At 36.6% G+C, this 20010-nt stretch carries 18 protein-coding genes and 1 tRNA gene; 4 read left to right on the forward strand and 15 right to left on the reverse strand.

The features are described from left to right. Window positions 1–439: 439 nt before the first annotated feature. The 3 genes from ACH2DQ_RS18575 (at window position 440) to ACH2DQ_RS18585 (ending at window position 2892) form a co-directional block, all read left to right on the forward strand. Complete coding sequence (locus ACH2DQ_RS18575) at window positions 440–1192, forward strand: hypothetical protein (protein WP_394912943.1); 753 nt, start codon at window positions 440–442, stop codon at window positions 1190–1192. Between the two features lie 27 nt (window positions 1193–1219). Beyond that, window positions 1220–1807, forward strand: coding sequence for a TetR/AcrR family transcriptional regulator (locus tag ACH2DQ_RS18580; RefSeq protein WP_394912942.1), 588 nt, complete (start codon window positions 1220–1222; stop codon window positions 1805–1807). A 179-nt stretch (window positions 1808–1986) separates the two neighbouring features. Then, entirely contained in the window at window positions 1987–2892 is a 906-nt protein-coding gene (locus tag ACH2DQ_RS18585; RefSeq protein WP_394912941.1) for a helix-turn-helix domain-containing protein, read from the forward strand. A 127-nt stretch (window positions 2893–3019) separates the two neighbouring features. On the opposite strand, the gene ACH2DQ_RS18590 is transcribed toward ACH2DQ_RS18585, so the two are convergent. From ACH2DQ_RS18590 to ACH2DQ_RS18630, 9 genes are all read right to left on the reverse strand, one after another. Next, a complete protein-coding gene (locus ACH2DQ_RS18590; RefSeq protein ID WP_394912940.1) occupies window positions 3020–4405 on the reverse strand; it encodes a DUF4179 domain-containing protein in 1386 nt (461 codons plus the stop codon). Continuing rightward, complete coding sequence (locus ACH2DQ_RS18595; RefSeq protein WP_394912939.1) at window positions 4398–4946, reverse strand: sigma-70 family RNA polymerase sigma factor; 549 nt, start codon at window positions 4944–4946, stop codon at window positions 4398–4400. The genes ACH2DQ_RS18590 and ACH2DQ_RS18595 overlap by 8 nt, the downstream gene beginning before the upstream one ends. Before the next feature lie 758 nt (window positions 4947–5704). Further along, window positions 5705–5776, reverse strand: a tRNA-Arg gene (locus ACH2DQ_RS18600). Between the two features lie 120 nt (window positions 5777–5896). Beyond that, the gene (locus ACH2DQ_RS18605) at window positions 5897–6772 is read right to left on the reverse strand and encodes a DUF3881 family protein (protein WP_394912938.1); all 876 of its coding nucleotides are present in this window, start codon (window positions 6770–6772) and stop codon (window positions 5897–5899) included. A gap of 69 nt (window positions 6773–6841) precedes the next feature. Beyond that, a complete protein-coding gene (gene serS / locus ACH2DQ_RS18610; protein ID WP_394912937.1) occupies window positions 6842–8119 on the reverse strand; it encodes a serine--tRNA ligase in 1278 nt (425 codons plus the stop codon). A gap of 150 nt (window positions 8120–8269) precedes the next feature. Continuing rightward, window positions 8270–8782, reverse strand: coding sequence for a DUF4446 family protein (locus ACH2DQ_RS18615; protein ID WP_394912936.1), 513 nt, complete (start codon window positions 8780–8782; stop codon window positions 8270–8272). 12 nt (window positions 8783–8794) lie between these two features. After that, window positions 8795–9712: a ParB/RepB/Spo0J family partition protein gene (locus ACH2DQ_RS18620; protein WP_394912935.1), complete on the reverse strand. Its 918-nt coding sequence runs from the start codon at window positions 9710–9712 to the stop codon at window positions 8795–8797. After that, the gene (locus tag ACH2DQ_RS18625; protein ID WP_394912934.1) at window positions 9706–10479 is read right to left on the reverse strand and encodes a ParA family protein; all 774 of its coding nucleotides are present in this window, start codon (window positions 10477–10479) and stop codon (window positions 9706–9708) included. Before ACH2DQ_RS18625 ends, ACH2DQ_RS18620 begins: the two co-directional genes overlap by 7 nt. 137 nt (window positions 10480–10616) lie before the next feature. Continuing rightward, window positions 10617–11810: a hypothetical protein gene (locus ACH2DQ_RS18630; RefSeq protein ID WP_394912933.1), complete on the reverse strand. Its 1194-nt coding sequence runs from the start codon at window positions 11808–11810 to the stop codon at window positions 10617–10619. A 262-nt stretch (window positions 11811–12072) separates the two neighbouring features. Here ACH2DQ_RS18630 and ACH2DQ_RS18635 point away from each other — a divergent pair, with 262 nt between their 5' ends. Next, window positions 12073–13017 (forward strand): alpha/beta fold hydrolase, encoded by a 945-nt coding sequence (locus ACH2DQ_RS18635; protein WP_394912932.1) that lies wholly within the window; start codon window positions 12073–12075, stop codon window positions 13015–13017. 521 nt (window positions 13018–13538) lie between these two features. Here ACH2DQ_RS18635 and rsmG read toward each other — a convergent pair. The 6 genes from rsmG to yidD form a co-directional block, all read right to left on the reverse strand. Continuing rightward, window positions 13539–14261: a 16S rRNA (guanine(527)-N(7))-methyltransferase RsmG gene (gene rsmG, locus ACH2DQ_RS18640; protein ID WP_394912931.1), complete on the reverse strand. Its 723-nt coding sequence runs from the start codon at window positions 14259–14261 to the stop codon at window positions 13539–13541. After that, complete coding sequence (gene mnmG / locus ACH2DQ_RS18645) at window positions 14261–16144, reverse strand: tRNA uridine-5-carboxymethylaminomethyl(34) synthesis enzyme MnmG (RefSeq protein ID WP_395027809.1); 1884 nt, start codon at window positions 16142–16144, stop codon at window positions 14261–14263. The genes rsmG and mnmG overlap by 1 nt, the downstream gene beginning before the upstream one ends. Before the next feature lie 12 nt (window positions 16145–16156). Next, window positions 16157–17533, reverse strand: coding sequence for a tRNA uridine-5-carboxymethylaminomethyl(34) synthesis GTPase MnmE (mnmE, locus tag ACH2DQ_RS18650; RefSeq protein WP_394912929.1), 1377 nt, complete (start codon window positions 17531–17533; stop codon window positions 16157–16159). 207 nt (window positions 17534–17740) lie between these two features. Next, complete coding sequence (jag, locus tag ACH2DQ_RS18655; RefSeq protein ID WP_394912928.1) at window positions 17741–18607, reverse strand: RNA-binding cell elongation regulator Jag/EloR; 867 nt, start codon at window positions 18605–18607, stop codon at window positions 17741–17743. Window positions 18608–18619: 12 nt separating this feature from the next. Next, on the reverse strand, window positions 18620–19897 hold the full coding sequence (locus tag ACH2DQ_RS18660; RefSeq protein ID WP_394913049.1) for a YidC/Oxa1 family membrane protein insertase: 1278 nt from the start codon (window positions 19895–19897) through the stop codon (window positions 18620–18622). A gap of 39 nt (window positions 19898–19936) precedes the next feature. Then, on the reverse strand, window positions 19937–20002 hold the full coding sequence (gene yidD / locus ACH2DQ_RS18665; protein ID WP_395027812.1) for a membrane protein insertion efficiency factor YidD: 66 nt from the start codon (window positions 20000–20002) through the stop codon (window positions 19937–19939). Window positions 20003–20010 lie beyond the last annotated feature (8 nt).

Here is a 20010-nt window from a genome sequence, read left to right on the forward strand (position 1 = left end):
GTTTATGTTAGTATTTTAGCATATGAAATTTGTGAACCCATAGTATTAACTTTATATATATTTTCAAAATTTTAAGTTACTTTTATAAATTCTTGTATTTTTTTGTGATATCTGGATTATTTTGGACTATCCAAAGATTTTAAAAAAGATTTAAAAAAACTTTAATACCGAAAAATGGGGCGGACAGGTGCAGGAATAAATTTTTAAGCTGGCTCTGGCGCCCTTTCATAGACGTTACCATCAGGTAGGTGTATAATAAAAGTTAAATGAATATTTCAAATTTACTGACGGAATGGTATCACCTGACCTGCATATTGGATTGGAACAAAAAAGCTTAAATTTGTACAATAAACGTGTACAAAAGTACATTGCAGCAGTTTACGATGTGCTGTTCATTGGATAGGAAAAAATATGTGATATGAAACGAGGGGATCATCAAATGAAAAAGAAATATGCTGTCTTACTGACGTTGTGCTTCTGTATCACTGCTTCAACCGGCTGCCGTACCTTCTCCGGCCGTGTATCGGGATCAGAATCGGGATCAAATTCGCCGGCTGAATCTACGGTTACCACAAATGATACTGATGTGAAGTCGGATAGGAATCGAGAGCACAGCAAAGACAATGCCAATGTCAATGAATCCGAAACCAGTGATTCTCTGCCCTCCAATATATTGGACTCCTATTACTCGGCGCAGAATACACCGGTATATGAATATTTCCAGCATAAAAGGATTCAAAAATTTCTGGCCATGTGGGTTGATGCTGCAACAGGAGATATGGAAAATACAAACTGGAAATTCGACAACTTTACCGATTATAAAATATGGAATCATGATATGCAGCAAATCCGCCCGGATCAGCTATTATACAGTTGTACTTTTTCCAACGGGGTTGACAGAAACGGCTATGTTGTCTTTTCCTATGATGATGAAGGTCCCAGTATTCAAAATTATGGTGTAACCGAAACCACTCCGTATGTATATGATTTAAAATCCAATGATGCTGCAATTTTACAGAGTATGAAAGAGACAGACCTGGACTTATCCACTGGGAAAGCTTCCCGTATATCCTGGTTTGATGATAAAAAGAAGCGCAGCGATCAGGCTGTTTTATTTACAGATGACAAAGGCAGCAATTATATCTGTACCTATGGAGATTCTGAATTTGATGTCTTTGAAGTGAAACGCTAATTTTTTCCCTTGAAAAGGAGGCTCCCTATGAAAAAAGAATCCAATGACCACCGGGTAAGGATTACAAAGCTTTTAATACGCAGATCTTTTACGGATCTGCTGAAAACAAAACCCATACAAAGTATCTCCGTAAAAGAACTCAGTGACCGTGCCGGAATTAACCGGGGCACATTTTACAGCCATTACCAGGATATCTATGCCCTTTTGGAAGAGATTGAAAATGATATGCTGATTGAATTTTCCCAGGCACTGGAACCGCTCCTGAACGACAGCACGAAAAAGGGAAACCTTGCAGATATCTGTAATGGAATCTTTTACTGTCTTAAGAAAAACTCGGATATGTGTACTTTTATGGTGGGTGATTATAACGATAAGGAACTAATGGCAAAACTGTTAGATACCGGTAAGGAATTCTGTATCAATACCTATCACAGCCTCTTTCCCAACGCTACGATTAAGCAGATTGAATACTTTTATTCCTTTGTCAGTACAGGCTGTATCGGTCTCATTCGAAAATGGATAGAGGAAGGAATGGTTCTCCCTACAGAAGAAATCGCCAGAATGGCTGAAAGTATGATAATGAGCGGTATTGGATATTTGGAGAATCCGCTTTAGAGCAAACTCTTTATATGTATTTTATATAAATGTATTATATTGGGGTTTTGCTGATTAAGGACGCTTTTAGAATATAGGTAGTGTACGAAAAGATGGGTGTGGGAAACTGATATGGACTCTGTCAGCTGGCCGAAGAACTGGCATTCCAAATTGTCAATCTTACCTTCCGCTGCAATAAAATGCGGATTGGACTTCTAAAACCACTGTTTCACAGTGGAGAACGGTCTATAAAATGGGCAGATTTCTCCACCGCCAGATTGTGTGAAAAGATCTGCCGGGATACCTGCGACTGCTATGCTTCTATAAGCGAAAACGCCTCTACGGTGCATGACCTGTCTGCTTCCTACATATACTGCCTGCAATCTGCCGAACGCAAAGAAATCATGCAGAATCTGTTTCAGAAAGATACCATTGTACAACTTGAAAAAGATACCCCCTATATCTTCGACTATTCCAGTCTGGCTAATATAATTGAAGCACGTGACAGTACCTCTCTTCTGGAGCTGCTTCGCCAGTACTTTGCCGAAATGCTCCGACAGGACAACAACAACAGCCTGGAAAATATCAAATATCAACTGATTGAGTTTATTATCTGTTCCATGCAGGAACTAAAGTCTTCTCTTTTCTCCAGCGCAGATATTGACATCCAAAAAAAAGAGGCCTTCCGTATTATTGGATCGGCACACTCTCTTTCAGAACTGGAAGAAAAACTATTTCATTTATTTACCAGCCTTATGGATCAGCTTGACGAGAACACTAACCCAACCTATTCGTTCCTGATTCAAAATGCTCTCAGCTATGTACGCAATAACTATCAGGATATCAATCTTTCCCTGAAAACTCTTGCAATACAGTTAAATGTAAACGCCGCCTACTTGGGCCGCCAATTTGCAATAGAGACCAGCGAGTATTTTTCCGATTACTTAAACCGTATTCGCATTGCCAAAGCAATCCACCTTTTAAAAAGCAGCTCCCACAAGACAGCATCTATTGCAGAATCTGTTGGGTTTGCAAATATTACCTACTTCTTTACCATTTTCAAAAAGACCACAGGAAAAAGACCCGGAGACTTTCGGAAAAGCTGATTTTTATCTGGTCACAAACAATAGAAAGCACGCTTGAGCCAACTTTCTATTATAATGAATAAAAGGCTCCCTGCCGTATCATAAGCAGGGAACCTCTTATTTATTTCATTAACAAAAATGTATGACTTTATTCTTCAAAAGAAACCTCTGTATGATACAATGATTTCTCATCCAGATATTGCATGAAAGTCTTGTTTTTTTTCTTTTCCTCATAATCAGGAGACCAGTAATACCCCTTAATCTCATCCATATACTGTATATAGTCACAGATATAGATATGAACTGTGCTGGTATCCCTGCCATAGAGCTGATATGTATCTGTAGTACTGCCCTGATAATCCATCAAATCCCCATTTTTATCTAACATAACCAGAAAATAGTCATAGTTTAGTTTATCTGAAGGAATGATCATCTCAGCTGTTATTTCATACGGTGTTTTTTCTATTTTGGAGATGCCAAGACCATTCTCATTGGTATCGTTAAGTTCTATGGTCCTGGTTCTGGAGGTATCCAGGGCGACGTCAAACTGGAAGTCCCAATTTCCTTCATATTTCTTAACCAGATTCTCATATACCACTCCGCTGTCTCCTTCCGGGAAAGTAACTGTCTTTTCTTCTGTCTCGAATAATTCTCCGAAAATACTGGTGATATTTAAACTATAAGTAAAATTATCCGGAATCGGAATCGGTTTGCCGATATCCGGGAACTTCTCCTTTAATTTCAGATTATACTCATCGACTTTTGCCGCAGCTTCATCGGTAGACATATCATCTTTCCAGTAATCATTAATATCAAGCCCTGTAGCCGCAATTTCCTCATCTGTAGGATAATAAGAAAATTGATCCAGTGGTACGCGGTAGATTCCCGCAAATGTATGATTGTCAATAAACTGGCCCTCTATATACAGTTCAGGCCCCACATCCATATCCGAGAAGCTAAAACTTGCAGTTCCGTTTAAAGCTAACATATCATAATCCAAAATATAGCCATCCATATTTTTTGTTTTCATAAAATCCTGAGGGAACTCTTCCTCATTTTTAACACTCATAGCCAGATATAAAGCCTTTGTACTATAATATACCTCGGAAACCGTAACCGTTAACCCATTTGAAGTTTTTACATATTTACTTTCCTCAGCAGCCTGTTCCTGTCCTCCATCCTGTTTCTCTTTTTCTGCTCCTGTTTCATTAATTTCTGTATCAGCTAAGGTATCATCCGTGCCTTCCGTCACCAAAACCTGTGCCGTGGAACTAAAATCACCCTTATAGCTTACCGTAGACTCCACCCGTTCAAATATATGCCCGATTAAAGGGATTTTAGCTGCCAGGGCAGGATTAGATACGCAGAACAAAGAAAATACGGCTACAGCGGCAGCAATGCCCGTTGTCGTTGTAATAAATTTCTTTCTCCGCTGTCTTTTTTTTATTTTTACAGCCCTTAGTACACCTTTATCAATCACATCATCTATATTTTCCGGTATTGGAATCTTATCAAACTCATTTTTATTAAGCATAGATATACCCCTCTTTCAAAATTGTGCGCAGTTTCTTTTTTGCCTTTGACAGTTCTGATTTAACAGTCCCCTCAGGCTTTGAAGACATCTTAGAGATTTCAGATATCGTCAGTCCTTCAAAATACTTTAATACAATCAGCGTCCGGTATGGCTCGTCCAGCTGTCTTACCGCATCGTGAAGATCCATTTTCTCTTCCTGGGAAATACCGCTGTCCATCTGATTCCCCACCGCTGGTATCTCATCCTGGACATAAGGAATTATTTTAGATGATTTCCGATACATTTGCATAGCACAGTTATATAGTATTCTGGTTATCCAGGTCTTAAAATACTGAGGTTCTCTTAAATTATGGATAGCCAGCAATCCCTGAACGGTCGCCTCCTGAAGAACATCCAATGCCAGATCCTGGTTTTTCACATAGGAAAATGCTGTCCGGTAAAGATATTCTTTATGAAATTTAATTAACTCTCCATAAGCCTGAGTATTGCCCTTTTTTGCCTTTCGGACAAGCACCAGATCTTCTGCCCGCATATTCTCCATTTTTATCTCATTCCTTTCGCTTCATCCTTTTTATAACAGTATGTTGATGGATGTCTGTTATTGGCGGACTATTTTATTGTTTCTTATTATTATTTTTATTATTGTTGCTTGTATGAATAATTTGCTTAGTTGCTTATCAAGACAGATTAGCATTATTGCCTTTCATGAAAGATTTGCTTAGTTGCCTACCATGTCAATTTAGCTTTTTTGCCTTTCATAAAGATTCGCTTGGTTGTCTACCATGACAATTTAGCTTTTTTTCTTTTACAAAAATTCGCTTGGTTGCCTACCATGTCAATTTAGCTTTTTTGCTTTCACAAAAATTCGCTTGGTTGCCTACCATGTCAATTTAGCTTTTTTGCTTTCAAAAATTCGCTCGGTTGCCTACCATGACAATTTAGCTTTTTTACCTTTTACAAATTTTCGCTTGATTGTCTAACTGTATTTTTTACTTTTTTAATGATGTGCACATTAATTAGATGCTTTGCGTGAGAAAAAGGTTGCATCTTTTTTTTGATTTAGCAAAATAAATTTTATTTGTCCAGTTCAGGCTATCTGAACTCAAGATGTCCTCCTTTTTATAAATGACTTTATTAAAAATCAAATATATTAAAAAACAATATTATTTTCTTTGCCACATATAGTATGTGGAAATTTATCTTCCAATAAATAATAGAGTTGATTTTTACACACTTACAAATACACAAAAAAACAGAGATTCCTATATATCAGGAACCTCTGTTTAAACTTTTACTTAACGTCCCCTGCAGGAATCGAACCTGCACTTAATCCTTAGGAGGGATTCGTAATATCCATTTTACTAAGGGGACAAGGATAAAAGTTACTTTATAAATATTACACTTTTTAGACTAAAAAGTCAAGTGAATTTAACCATTTACTAAAAAAACAGCCCTTGCCTGTAATTGCACAACAGCTGTTTTAATATTTATTTATTCAGGGAAGTTCAAATGACCCTGAAGCCAAATTACACCTTTAAATCTTCTACCTTCTTCGGGTACTCCCAATAAATCTTTTTCATTTATACAGATATCAAATACCATCTCATTACACAATATTTTCATCTGATATATTTCTTCCTGGCTCAATGTATTTTTCACCTTATTACAGGTTTTAATTTCACCCATGATATGATACTGATCGCATTCCATACCATAAGGCATAAAGAATGTATCAACAATGGTAAATACATCTTCCTGCATAATCCGTCTGGATATCATCGTATAAGTATCTATATCTTCTAATGTCAGACTTTCAATAGCATCTTCATCACCATTTCTTGCTGCCGCAATTAAATGATTCCGATTTTTTGTAGCCTCTTTATCCGTATCAATCTGCTGTTCACTTTTTTCAATCGGAAGTAAGATCTTTCCTTTCGTGGATAAACCTGAAAATGTAGTACTTATATTCTGACCGCTTAATTTATTTAAGCTGGCCTGCATCTTATAATCTGCAGCATTTTGGAGATAAAAAATCAAAGAAACTCCTACTCTTACATCTTCACATACACCTGCAAAGGATTCTTTTCCTACATGCTTTTCAATTACCAGATCTTCATCGCTGGTAATCCCGGTTCCTCTGAAATATGGAAAATAATATTCCTGATGGAACCCCTGCTCATCTAATTCCCCGCAAACTGTAATGCCTATATCCTGACCGAAATCTTTTGACATCTCAATAAATGCACCTTCATTTTCATCTACCACTTGCTTTTTTTCATAATTTTCACAGATGTCTTTAACGATCTGATCCACTTCTTTTCTCTTCTCCAGGTTGCTAAAACCGATTGCCCTTAAATAACTGTGCACTACATTCACCTCCTTACAATCAATATATTGTGACCATGATCTTTTAACTGACTTATCTTTTGTTCTGAATTATTTAATAACACTCATACCACCCATATATGGACGTAATGCTTCCGGTATACGGATACTTCCATCTTCATTTAAATTGTTCTCAAGGAATGCAATCAACATTCTCGGCGGTGCAACAACTGTATTATTCAGTGTATGCGCCAAGTACTTGCCACTTTCCCCATTTACACGTATTTTTAATCTTCTTGCCTGTGCATCCCCTAAATTAGAGCAGCTTCCCACTTCAAAATATTTTTTCTGTCTTGGTGACCAAGCTTCTACGTCAATAGATTTTACTTTCAGATCTGCCAAGTCTCCGGAACAACATTCCAAAGTACGAACAGGGATGTCCATAGAACGGAACAAATCAACTGTATTCTGCCACAGTTTTTCAAACCACACCATGCTGTCTTCAGGCTTACATACTACAATCATTTCCTGTTTTTCAAACTGATGAATACGGTATACGCCTCTTTCTTCAATACCATGAGCTCCTTTTTCTTTACGGAAACATGGTGAGTAGCTTGTCATAGTCTTTGGCAGCTGTTCTTCCGGAATGATTGTATCAATAAACTTACCAATCATGGAATGCTCACTTGTACCAATCAGATAAAGGTCTTCCCCTTCTATTTTATACATCATAGCTTCCATTTCTGCAAAGCTCATAACACCGGTCACTACATCGCTTCGAATCATAAATGGAGGAATACAGTAAGTAAACCCACGGTTAATCATAAAATCACGTGCGTAAGAAATAACAGCTGAATGAAGTCTTGCAATATCACCCATCAAATAATAGAATCCATTACCTGCTACCTTTCTGGCACTGTCCAGATCAATACCATCAAATTTTTCCATTATTTCTGTATGATACGGAATTTCAAATTCAGGTACAAAAGGTTCACCATATTTTTGTACTTCTACATTTTCACTGTCATCTTTTCCGATTGGTACTGAAGCATCAATGATGTTTGGTATTATCATCATTATTTTTTTAAGATCTTCTTCAACATTTCTTTCTTTTTCGGATAACTCATTCAATCTTTCTGCCTTAGAAGCCACCTGTTTTTTAACCTCTTCTGCTTCTTCTTTCTTTCCCTGAGCCATTAATCCACCTATTTGTTTGGAAAGTTTATTACGTTCAGCTCTTAAAGATTCTACTTCTTTTTTTATATCTCTGTTTTCCTGATCAAGTCTTAAAACTTCGTCTACCTTTTCAAGTTTATAATCCTGGAACTTATTACGAATATTTTGTTTTACAACTTCCGGATTTTCTCTTAAAAATTTTATATCTAACATGTTTTAATGTCCTCTCTTCTATCTTAATTTTACTATAAAATCCCTGTTATATTAAATTTCTACCTTATATAATAACCTATTTTTCATCATTCGTAAAGGGTCAAAAAAAAGCAGATTATTTACATAATAACTGCTTTTTCGATGACAACTTTATATTTCCGTATGGGCATTTACTGCTTGTCTTAGTGCTTCTTTTTCTTCTTCACCAAGTACTATATAGGATTCACCTTTAACAATTTCTTTGATATAGGTGTAACATCCTTCTCTGCTGTGGATTGCATTAATAACAAGTCCATTATTGTCCTTATCTAACATCGCCAGAGCAAAACTTAATTTTCCTCCAACTTCCTTAAATGCATCGTATTTCACAATCGCGGTCTTATTTAAAGTCTTATTTTGTATTTCTTTAATCTGCTTTATTTCCTCCATATGATTTTTACTGGATTCCATAAGCATATCAATATCATTTATATTGTGAAGGATGGTTTTCTCTAATGATATTCCATCTTTCCCCTTCATGAAAGTTTTATACTTTTTCATAAAACGATCCATTTTAAATGAATTTTTTATCTGGAATACAAACAGGATGATTATCATGATCATCATAAGAATTAAAATAATCCCCGGATCGATTCCTAAAGCATTGATGATTTTACTTTCCATTTAATAGCTCCCCTATCTGATTGATTCTAACATTTCTACGATACGTTCAAGTTCTTCATTCGAGTAGTATTCTATTTGTATCTTACCTTTATTATTTGCTTTGTGATCAACAATTACTTTTGTACCCAGGATTGCTTTGATTTTTTCTTCTATATCTTTATATATAAGACTGTTAACAGTATTCTTGTCCTCTTTTACCTTATCAGTTTTCTCTAACTGAATGGATTTCATCAGTTTTTCCGTCTCACGTACACTTAGCTTTTCATCAAATATTCTATTTGCAACTGTATACTGTAATTCCTTATCCTCTATGGATAACAGCGCCCTTGCGTGTCCGGTGGAAATCATGTCATCAATAACCATCTGTTGAACGCGCTCATCTAATTTTAGTAAGCGCATGGAATTTGTCACCGCTGTTCGGCTTTTGGATACTCTTTCGGCAACCTCATCCTGCTTTAAACTAAATTCGTTCAGTAATCGTTTGTATGCATGAGCTTCTTCTATTGGATTTAAATCTTCTCTTTGAATATTTTCAATTAAAGATATTTCTACTCGTTCCTGACTTGTATAGTCTTTGATAATTACTGGAACCTCTTTTAGTCCGGCTATCTTAGCAGCTCTCCAGCGGCGCTCACCTGCTATTATTTCATAGTAATCACCCCTTTTTTGAACAATTAGGGGTTGTATCACGCCAAACTGTTTGATTGACTCTGCAAGTTCTAAAAGTGCATCTTCGTCAAACTTTTTACGAGGCTGTTCTCTATTTGGTTCTATTTCTGTAATTTTAATTTTTATTTCTTCCTGTTTAACTACTGTCTTTATTTGTTGCTTTTCTTCTTTTACTTCTTTGACCGTAGTTTTTGGAGAGGAACTATGTGTCGGTATTAACGAATCCAGTCCTTTTCCTAAACCAGTTTTTTTTGCTACCATTCTTCTTCTCCTCTATGTATCACTTCTTCTGCCAATAGTTTATAACTTTCGGCTCCAGTTGATCTGGAATCATATATGTTAATTGGCATTCCATGACTTGGTGCTTCTGCAAGACGTATGTTTCGTGGAATAATCGTCTTATAAATTGTTTGATTTAGATTATTCTTAACATTTTCCACTACCTGTAATGAAAGATTTGTACGCGCATCGTACATGGTAAATACTACACCTTCCATTTCAAGATCCGGATTTAATCTTTCTCTTACTAAATTTATGGTATGCATTAATTGAGTCAACCCTTCCAATGCATAGTACTCACATTGAATCGGCACTAAAACAGTATCTGATGCACACATAGAATTTATTGTAAGCATACTAAGAGATGGAGGACAGTCAATGATAATAAAATCATAATTAGCCTTTACCTTAGCCACTTCTTTTTTTAGTATATATTCTTTTTCTTCAATATCAATCAGTTCGATCTCCGCAGCAGCCAAATTTATATTAGAAGGCAACAAACTAAGATTTTCATATACATCTTTTATCATACAATCTTCTATTGTACATTGTCCTAATAACAATTCATATACTGTATTTTCCGCATCCTCTTTTTCAACGCCAATACCACTAGTAGCGTTTCCCTGAGGATCCATATCTATGATTAAAACTTTTTGACCTAATTCTGCCAAGGAAGCAGATAAATTAATGGCCGTAGTAGTTTTCCCTACGCCGCCCTTTTGATTAGCAACTACGATCGTTCTTCCCATGATTTAATCCCTTTCTAAATTTATACTTTTTCATTATAGCACTTATCGAAATGATAATCTATAAAAATGTTTCACGTGAAACATCATTTATGTAAAATTTAAGATTTCAATGTTTCACGTGAAACATTGAAATCATATTAAACAAGGTTTTCCAACACATATTTTAGATTTTTTAATTCTAAATTACATTCTTCCTTATTTGTAAGTAATAACTTTTGGCATAACTCTATTTTTGATATTAATTTTTGCATATCATCACTTCGTATTACCTTATCACCTGTCTTCCGCCCTTTAGATCTACTGCTTAAAAACTTATTTTCCAATGAACTGTCCGTTGCTTTCCCAAAGTTTACTACATCATGTACCTCATTACCCATAACTGAATTTTTTTTATCCGAACCTTCTATAATATTTATAAATCGGTTGCCACCATTATCATCTTTACTTACGATCTCTTGACTTTCAACACTATCATATACTTTATTTTCACTGCTATCTATATTTATATTATTAGCATCTTCTTCCCCGTCTATACTTTTACCTTCCATAATATTTATAAAGGAACTTACAGGGGTTTCCACTAGACTTTTTTTCTCTAACACATTTTTTATTTCTCGTCTATCCCTGGAGTTTTCTGAGTTATAATCTAATTTTAGATTTGGATTAAGTCCAGTTCTTACAACCCTTGAATTTGTATTTCCCTTTTTATGTGCCAAAGCATCAAAAAATTTACCGGTATTTCCGTTTGTTTTTATTTTAATAGTTCCTTTTTCATTCCAATTTTTTATTTTTTTTTCGTCCATAATCAGGTCGGGTTTATCGGACGTTGATTCTTCACTGTTACACTTAATAATACTCTCATGATTTTGGATATTATTTAATTCATCCATGCATTGTTGTTGTAAATCATTTTTTCTATCTTCATCTTGTTCGCTGCTTTTACTGTTTACATTCTCATATATATCATTTTTTCCATCTGTCGTATTTTCTTTAACACCTTTACTTTCTAATTGCTTCTCTTCTGCCTCCTGGAACATTTTATCTAATTCCATTTTTTGTTCCAATAAGCGGTTCATTTTCCCTTTAACTGTTTCACGTTCCTGAACAAGATCCTGCAGCTTTCTGTCATATTCTACTATACTGTTTTTCGTTGAATACTTTATACTTCGTGGTGAAAAAATAACAAAATCAATATCATCATCTTCCTGCAATCTTCTTATATGCTCATTAATTTCGCCTTCACTTTTGCGAATAGTTTTATACTCTCTATCTAATATTTCATATTGTAGTTTATTTGTTCTCAGCTTATCTTCAATGTATTCCTTTATCATTATTTTTCCTTCTTACAATTTCATCTATTTTTAAAAATACTAATTATTTTATTACTTTCTATATACTATCATATACTAATTTCCGACATTAGGAAAGCAATTTTTGACATTCCCTTAAATTGCTTTTTTACTAAAACATATTACTTTAAAAGGGCATTACCAGAAAAAAAGAATTGTAAGTCTATGCAATATAGATTATAATATAGATAAGGTTTGCGTGGTTGAATAATCACGATTTTGTTTAGAAAGGGGTTACAGCATTATGAAACACAAAATAAAAACTACGATTCTACTCACCACTTTTGCAATTGCTGTCATGCACATTATTAATAAATGTATAGCCTCAGCCGCTGTAATAAAAAATATGTTAAACGCAAATACAGGGAACTTTTTTGAGTGGCGATTTGGTAATATATTTTATACCAAAACCGGTCATGGAAACCCTTTACTTTTAATCCATGATCTTACACCATATTCATCCTCTTATGAATGGAACGAAGTAGTTCGTAAATTGTCAAAAAACCATACCGTATATGCTATAGACTTATTAGGGTGCGGTCGGTCCGATAAGCCTAATTTAACATACACAAACTTTTTATATGTTCAATTAGTTACTGATTTTATTAAAAAAGTAATTGGTCAGAAAACGGATGTTGCTGCAACCGGAATTTCATCTTCTTTTGTAGTAATGGCGTGCCATAATGATTCAGAATTGTTTAATAAAATATTTATGATAAACCCGGAAAAACTTTCTAAATTAAATAGTATTCCCGGAAAACGCTCTAAGGTGACTAAAGTATTAATGGACCTTCCCATTATTGGTACCACGGTTTATAACATGATAATTAACAGATCAAATTTGGAATATCGCTTTACAGAAGAATATATATATAATCCTTTCCGTTTGAAAGGAAAATATATTGACGTATATTATGAAGCAGCTCATTTAAAAGACAGCGGCGGAAAATATTTGCTTAGCAGCCTGAACGGTCTATATTTGAATGTAAATATTGCACACGCACTTAAGGAAATTAATAATAGCATATTTATTATTGCCGGCAACAAATGTCAGGATATGGACAGTATTGTTGAAACTTATATGGAAATCAATCCTGCTATTGAAACTGCTTATGTTAATGATACAAAATCTCTTCCCCAAGTGGAATCTGCTGATTGTTTTCTTGAACAATTAAATATATTTCTCTAAAACAAAAAGACAAACAATTATACATGGATTATAATTGTTTGTCTTTTTACTTTGTTCATTTGAACATTTTAATTTATTAAATATACTTGCTTACTGTTTTTATTTTCCTTTTCACGTGAAACATAAATTTCAAAATTGGATATGCTGGAGACAGTTGGCATGCTACTCTTCCTTCGCCCACTCCCTTTTCCCACGCTCATCTTTTTGAAATTCAGGTTGTTGCTATAAAGCTGCTTTTCTCAGCATGGTGGACCCCCTGGACTGTGGCAGGCTGATTTTTTTGGAATATAGCATAATGATGTGTGGTATAATATTTACTGAATATTCAATTTATTTAACATAATTTTCATACAATATTTGTACTAAAATCTTCTAATTATAGTTAAAATATAAATATATTTTCTTATTATTTTCAGAATATTCCATATTTTATAAGAAATAATCATAATTTACATATGATAGTACTATTCCATTTTATTCTGACATCCCTTATATGCAGAAATCATTTTTTCTTGCCCGGCTCAGGTGATTGGCTCTTTTGCAGGCAGTCCTGCTTTTCTGGGGTATTTTCCCGGTGTTTTCTTAACCTTTTCTATAACAATAAGCGAACGTTCAATATCACTGCCAGGAAGAGTAAACTTCACGGTATTATGCATTTTACCGCCCAACAGAAAAACTGCATTTTTTGCATTTGCTAACTCTTCTTCTATATTACCCGATTTATAAGAAATAAATTTCCCATGTAACATTGTATATGGTATACAATATTCAGACAAAGATGAAAGATTTGCAACTGCTCTGGAAACACAGAGATCAAACATTTCCCGGTATTCTTTCTGCTTTGCGTAATCTTCTGCCCTGCCATGAATGGCAGTTATTCCTGATAAATCTAACTTTTCGATTACTTCGTTTAAGAACTTTATTCTTTTATTTAATGAATCCAGAAGCACAACTTCTAAGTGGGGGAATACTATCTTAATTGGAATGCCCGGAAACCCCGCTCCTGTGCCCATATCCAGGACTTTTTTGCATTGCCCCATATCTGCTGCCCTGACGATGGATAAGCTGTCTACAAAGTGTTTCTGCATGACCTCGTCGTACTCTGTAATCCCGGTAAGATTCATTACCTTATTCCACTCTACCAATAACTCGTAATATGTCTCAAACTGATCAATCTGGTTATCCGTCAGCTGTATTCCCAACTCCATACATCCACTGACCAGCACATTATTCTTCTCCGCCATTATGACCTCCTGCCGTATTGTTCCATATATATTAACAGCACAGAAATATCTGCCGGTGTTACACCGGATATTCTGGATGCCTGCCCAATTGACATTGGCATATATAGTTTTAATTTTTGTTTTGCTTCTATTCGAAGACCGCTGATATCATCATAATCAATATTTTCCGGTATCTTTTTGCTTTCCAGCTTTTTAAACTGAGATACCTGTTTTAACTGGCGTTTAATGTATCCTTCATACTTAATATTAATATTAACCTGTTCCTGAACACTTTCCGACAGCTGCGGACGGGCATCATCTATTTTACTTAGCATTTCATAAGTCAACTCCGGCCTTCTGATCAATTCACCCAGAGTAGTTCCAGTCTTTAAAATGGTGCTGTTATGTGCTTCAAGAAAACTTTGAACCTCTTTGGACGCCCCAATATTTGTATGCTCTACTCTTTTCGTCTCCTCCACAATTTGTCTTTCTTTCTCTAACAAAGCATTATAATCCTCTTCCGAGATTAAACCTGCTTCATACCCCTTTTTTCTCAGCCGCAGATCTGCATTATCCTGTCTGAGCAGGAGACGGTACTCTGAACGGGACGTCATCATCCGGTATGGCTCATGGTTCTCCTTTGTTACCAGGTCATCAATTAATACACCAATATAGGATTCTGAACGATCCAGTACCAGCAGCTCTTTGCCAAGTATCTTCAGGCCTGCATTTATCCCTGCTACCAGTCCCTGCGCTGCAGCCTCTTCATACCCCGAACTCCCATTAAACTGTCCGCCGCTGAAAAGCCCTTTTATATTTTTAAATTCCAATGCAGCATTTAACTGTCTCGGATTAATGCAGTCATACTCAATTGCATAGGCATTTCTTACAATATTTGCTTTTTCCAGCCCTGGTACGGTTCTGTACATTGCAATCTGAACATCCTCCGGAAGAGAACTGGACATTCCTCCCACATACATTTCGTTGGTATGAAATCCTTCCGGCTCAATAAATACCTGATGTCTGTTTTTATCGGAGAATTTAACAACTTTATCTTCGATTGACGGACAATATCTGGGGCCCGTTCCTTCAATCATTCCGGAATATAAAGGGGACCTGTCCAGGTTATTTTTAATGATTTCGTGGGTATTTTCATTCGTGTAAGTAAGCCAACAGGATGCCTGCTCAATCTGAACATCCTCCGGATTGGTAGAAAACGAAAAGGGCACCACTTTCTCATCACCAAACTGCTCTTCCATTTTACTGAAATCAATGGACCGCTTGTCTATTCTGGCCGGTGTTCCTGTTTTAAAGCGAAACATTTCTATTCCGTTTTCCTTCAGGGAATCCGTCAGATAGTTTGCTGCCTGAAGTCCGTTTGGTCCTGTATAATTACTGATATCACCATAAATACAACGGGATTTCAGATATGTTCCGGTACATAAAACACATGCTTTACAGCGGTACACTGCTCCTGAAAAGGTTTTCACCCCGCTGATTTTGCCATCTTCCACTATAATTTCCGTCACTTCCGCCTGCTTAATGGTCAGATGATCCGTATTCTCAAGTATCTTTCTCATTTCACGGCTGTAATCTGCTTTGTCCGCCTGGGCTCTTAGAGAATGTACCGCCGGTCCCTTTGATTTATTTAACATCTTATACTGTATAAAGGTCTTATCTATATTTCTGCCCATTTCCCCGCCGAGAGCGTCTATTTCCCGTACCAGATGCCCTTTGGAACTGCCTCCGATATTAGGATTACAGGGCATCAGGGCAATGCTGTCTACACTTACTGTAAATACAATTGTCTCAAGGCCCAATCTTGCACTGGCAAGTGCAGCTTCACATCCGGCATGTCCGGCTCCAACTACAACCACATCCACATTTTCTTCTATGGTATTCATGTTCTATCCTTTCTATTTTCCCATACAAAACTTACTGAATATTTCATTAACCAGATCCTCCCCTACGGATTCTCCGATAATTCCACCCAGTTCTTCGTATGCACTCATCAAATCAATGGAATAAAAATCTTCCGGCATTCCCATTTCAACACTTTCCCTTACCTGCTTTAAGGCTGCAAGGGCATCTGCAAGTGCCGTCTTATGGCGTATATTCGTAATATATACTTCATCATTAAAGGAAATTTCCCCATGGAAAAACATTTCCTTTAAGGTCGTTTCCAGATAATCAATCCCCTTGTTTTCTTTTGCTGAAATGGGAATCACAGGCTTATCAAGTCTTTCTTTTAACATTTCTTCTGAAGTCACCATTGGAAGATCAGTCTTATTTAGAAGAATGATCGCTTTTTTATTTCTTAACAATTCTATAATCTCACTGTCATTTTCGTCCAGTTCTGTAGAAGAATCCACCACATAAATAATCAAATCTGCGTCCTTAGCATATTCTTTTGCCCTGGACACCCCGATCTTCTCTACCACATCTTCTGTACTGCGTATTCCCGCTGTATCCACAATGTTAAGACTGATCCCGTGAATTTGTATGGTCTCTTCTAAGGTATCTCTGGTTGTTCCTGCGATATCCGTTACAATCGCCCTGTCCTCTCCTACCAGAATATTTAACAGGGATGACTTTCCTGCATTTGGCTTGCCTACAATTACGGTCCGGATTCCTTCCTTCATCATCTTACCATCTTCTGAGGAAGCAATCAACTTCTCTAATTTACCAATTAGCTGATCATTTACCTTCTGAAGTTCATCCCCATACCCATCCAGGCTGATATGCTCAGGATCATCTAAAGCGGATTCAATAAAAGCAATATGGTAAATAATCTGTTCCCGGATTTCCTTAATCGCCTCCATGACGGAACCTCTTAACTGGCTGACCGAACTCTTCAGAGCATATTCGTTTTTTGCATTAATAACATCAATTACCGCCTCTGCCTGGGACAAATCCATTCTTCCGTTTAAAAATGCCCGCTTTGTAAATTCTCCGGGGTCCGCCGGTCTTGCCCCATTTTTAATAACCGTCTCCAGGATCCGTTTCATGGCGTAGACACCGCCGTGGCAGTTGATCTCGATTGTGTCCTCTGCAGTAAAACTGCGCGGTCCTCTCATCACCATTACCAGGACTTCATCCACCATTTCACTTCCATCCATAATGTATCCGTAATGAATGGTATGGGTCGCCACCTGGGACAGCTTTTTTTTCTTACCTTTAGACTGATAAATACGATCTATAATTTCAAAAACCTCGCTGCCGCTCATTCTGACAATTCCAATCCCGGAAGCCGACATTGCCGTTGAAATGGCCGCAATGGTATCTGCTTTCATGTTCCCTACCTCCTTTTGCCGCATTTACTGCGGCTTTCATAAATGGTGTGCAAGTGTCTTTCTTTCACACTCTCCTCCTTTTGCCGCATTTACTGCGGCTCCATCTCACAATACATAAAAGAGTGCCTTGCAATTTCCCAGCTGATTAACCCTATCCATATTTGGATACACTGAGGAATTGCACGACACCCCCTTATAATAAATTTTTTATTTTTTTAATGTAACAACTACTTTACGATAAGGCTCTTCCCCTTCACTGTGTGTAGTAACATATGGATCATTCTGAAGTGCTGAGTGAATAATTCTTCTCTCATAAGGATTCATTGGCTCTAAAAATACCGGTCGTTTTGTCTTCTTAACCTTAAATGCAATGTTTCGTGCCAGGTTCTCCAATGTCTCTTTTCTTCTGTTTCTGTAATTCTCCGTATCCAGCTTCACACGGGTATAAGAAGCTTTCCCTTTGTTAACCACAAGACTTGTAAGATACTGCAGGGAATCCAGGGTTTGTCCTCTTTTACCAATCAGGACTCCCATATCATCTCCATTTAAATCCACGCTCAGGGTATCATCTGAAAATTCAGCTTTAATTTCCACGTTCATTTCCATTGCCTTAAACACACCCTCTAAAAACTCATATGCAGACTTCTGTGCCTCTTCTTTATTGATGGGTGCTTTGGATACCTTAACCGTTTCTTTTACTTCTCTTACTTCTTCTACAGCTTCTTTTATCTCTTTATAAGCAGATTCTTTCTTAAAACTGTCTTTTTTAAAGGTTTCTTTTCTAACGCTTTCTTGTTTTACACTATCTTTTCGAACGGGTTCTTTCTTTACAGGCTTTTCTTCCTTTTTCACAACGGTTTCCTGCGCTGCATATAAAGGAGTATCTAAAATATCTTCTACAGATTCTTTCTTTCTTGCACGAATGACAGCCGGTTTGCTACCAAACCCCAAAAATCCCGAGCTTCCATTCTCAAGTACTTCATATTCAATATTGTCACTGGATGTTTCCAATTGAATTGATGCTTCAATGATAGCATCCGAAACTGTTTTTGCAGACACTTTAATGTAATCCATAAGAAAACCCTCCTATTTCTTATTCTTCTCATTGTATTGCTGAACCATTCTTGCTTTGGAAGCAATACTTCCAGGTTTTGCATTTGCGGTTTGATTATAATATTCGGTAGATTTCTTGATATCTTCTTCCGACATTTCTTTTTTCACATTAGCCTTTGCACGTGTGGAAGGATGTGAAACAGGTTCATTAATGTTCTTCACATTTAATTTTGCCTGATTGGATATCTTCTGAGGAGGCAGGCCCATCTTTTCACGTTTCTTATTTTGCTTCTCCAGGTTTTTGGAAATCAGCGCTTCCACATCTACGCTGTCCATGTGTTTGTTAACGATAATCTGCTGAACACTTCTGATTACAGCACCGGCGATCCAGTAGAGTCCCATACCAGCCGGCAGTGTCAGACAGAATACTGCAGACATGATCGGCATGATCATATTCATGGTCTTCATGGAACTTGCCATGGTACCGCCCTGTCCGTTTGCATCCGGCTGCGGCATCAGTTTGGTGTTAAACCACTGAGTTAAACCAGCCAGAACAGGGATTGCAATTGCTCCTATAATAACAAGGACAGCTCCTGTTTTAAGTCCTGTCTGAAGCATACTCATCGGTGCATCTGCAATATTTATGCCAAGGAAATTATTAAAATGATCTACCTTATCCTGTGTTCCAATTATAAGTTCTTTTATATCAGGAAATTTACTGGCTAAATTTCCCCAGTCATCCGGTTTAAATTTATATAAGGTATCTACGATTGTTTCTGCCTTATATCCGGCACTTTCAAAGTTAATCTGATTCTTAGTTGCTATATCAGTTAAAAATGTCTGCGCTGCAGAATTATTCAGTAACTTCTCCACTAAAGGCATAAATGCATCTTTAATTCCGCCTACATAAGCCGGGATATTCCAGATTACCTTATACAATGCGAATAAGATCGGCATCTGGATCAGGAGCTGCAAACAGCTTCCCATAGGAGATACTCCATATTTTGAGTAAACAGTTTTTGTTTCTTCGTTCATCTTCATCATAGAAGCCTGATCCTGTTTACCTTTATACTTTTTCTGAATCGCCTGAAGTTCAGGGTTCATCTGTGCTGAAAGTTTAGAAAACTTTTGCTGTTTGATCGTAAGCGGCATCAACAGCATATAAATAACAATCGTAAATAAAATAATACAAAGACCAATGTTTTGAATATTGAACAGATTATTCAAGAACAGGTAAATCGCATTCATGATAAAACCTAAAGCAACGGCAACAGGTCCAATAATGAAGGTTGTACTTTTTGTTAACAACATTTTCGACAAGACTTTTTCCTCCTAAATTAGTCACACACTCTAAGGAACCGGATCATATCCACCCTTAGAAAAAGGATTACATCTCAGAATCCTCCAGCAGGTCAAGATGGTTC

Source organism: Robinsoniella sp. (genome assembly GCF_034124845.1).

Coding starts and splice junctions, on each gene's coding strand:
- ACH2DQ_RS18575 (WP_394912943.1), top strand. CDS start 440: ATGAAAAAGAAATATGCTGTCTTACTGACGTTGTGCTTCTGTATCACT.
- ACH2DQ_RS18580 (WP_394912942.1), top strand. CDS start 1,220: ATGAAAAAAGAATCCAATGACCACCGGGTAAGGATTACAAAGCTTTTA.
- ACH2DQ_RS18585 (WP_394912941.1), top strand. CDS start 1,987: ATGCGGATTGGACTTCTAAAACCACTGTTTCACAGTGGAGAACGGTCT.
- ACH2DQ_RS18590 (WP_394912940.1), bottom strand. CDS start 4,405: ATGCTTAATAAAAATGAGTTTGATAAGATTCCAATACCGGAAAATATA.
- ACH2DQ_RS18595 (WP_394912939.1), bottom strand. CDS start 4,946: ATGGAGAATATGCGGGCAGAAGATCTGGTGCTTGTCCGAAAGGCAAAA.
- serS (WP_394912937.1), bottom strand. CDS start 8,119: ATGTTAGATATAAAATTTTTAAGAGAAAATCCGGAAGTTGTAAAACAA.
- ACH2DQ_RS18615 (WP_394912936.1), bottom strand. CDS start 8,782: ATGGAAAGTAAAATCATCAATGCTTTAGGAATCGATCCGGGGATTATT.
- ACH2DQ_RS18620 (WP_394912935.1), bottom strand. CDS start 9,712: ATGGTAGCAAAAAAAACTGGTTTAGGAAAAGGACTGGATTCGTTAATA.
- ACH2DQ_RS18625 (WP_394912934.1), bottom strand. CDS start 10,479: ATGGGAAGAACGATCGTAGTTGCTAATCAAAAGGGCGGCGTAGGGAAA.
- ACH2DQ_RS18630 (WP_394912933.1), bottom strand. CDS start 11,810: ATGATAAAGGAATACATTGAAGATAAGCTGAGAACAAATAAACTACAA.
- ACH2DQ_RS18635 (WP_394912932.1), top strand. CDS start 12,073: ATGAAACACAAAATAAAAACTACGATTCTACTCACCACTTTTGCAATT.
- rsmG (WP_394912931.1), bottom strand. CDS start 14,261: ATGGCGGAGAAGAATAATGTGCTGGTCAGTGGATGTATGGAGTTGGGA.
- mnmG (WP_395027809.1), bottom strand. CDS start 16,144: ATGAATACCATAGAAGAAAATGTGGATGTGGTTGTAGTTGGAGCCGGA.
- mnmE (WP_394912929.1), bottom strand. CDS start 17,533: ATGAAAGCAGATACCATTGCGGCCATTTCAACGGCAATGTCGGCTTCC.
- jag (WP_394912928.1), bottom strand. CDS start 18,607: ATGGATTACATTAAAGTGTCTGCAAAAACAGTTTCGGATGCTATCATT.
- ACH2DQ_RS18660 (WP_394913049.1), bottom strand. CDS start 19,897: ATGTTGTTAACAAAAAGTACAACCTTCATTATTGGACCTGTTGCCGTT.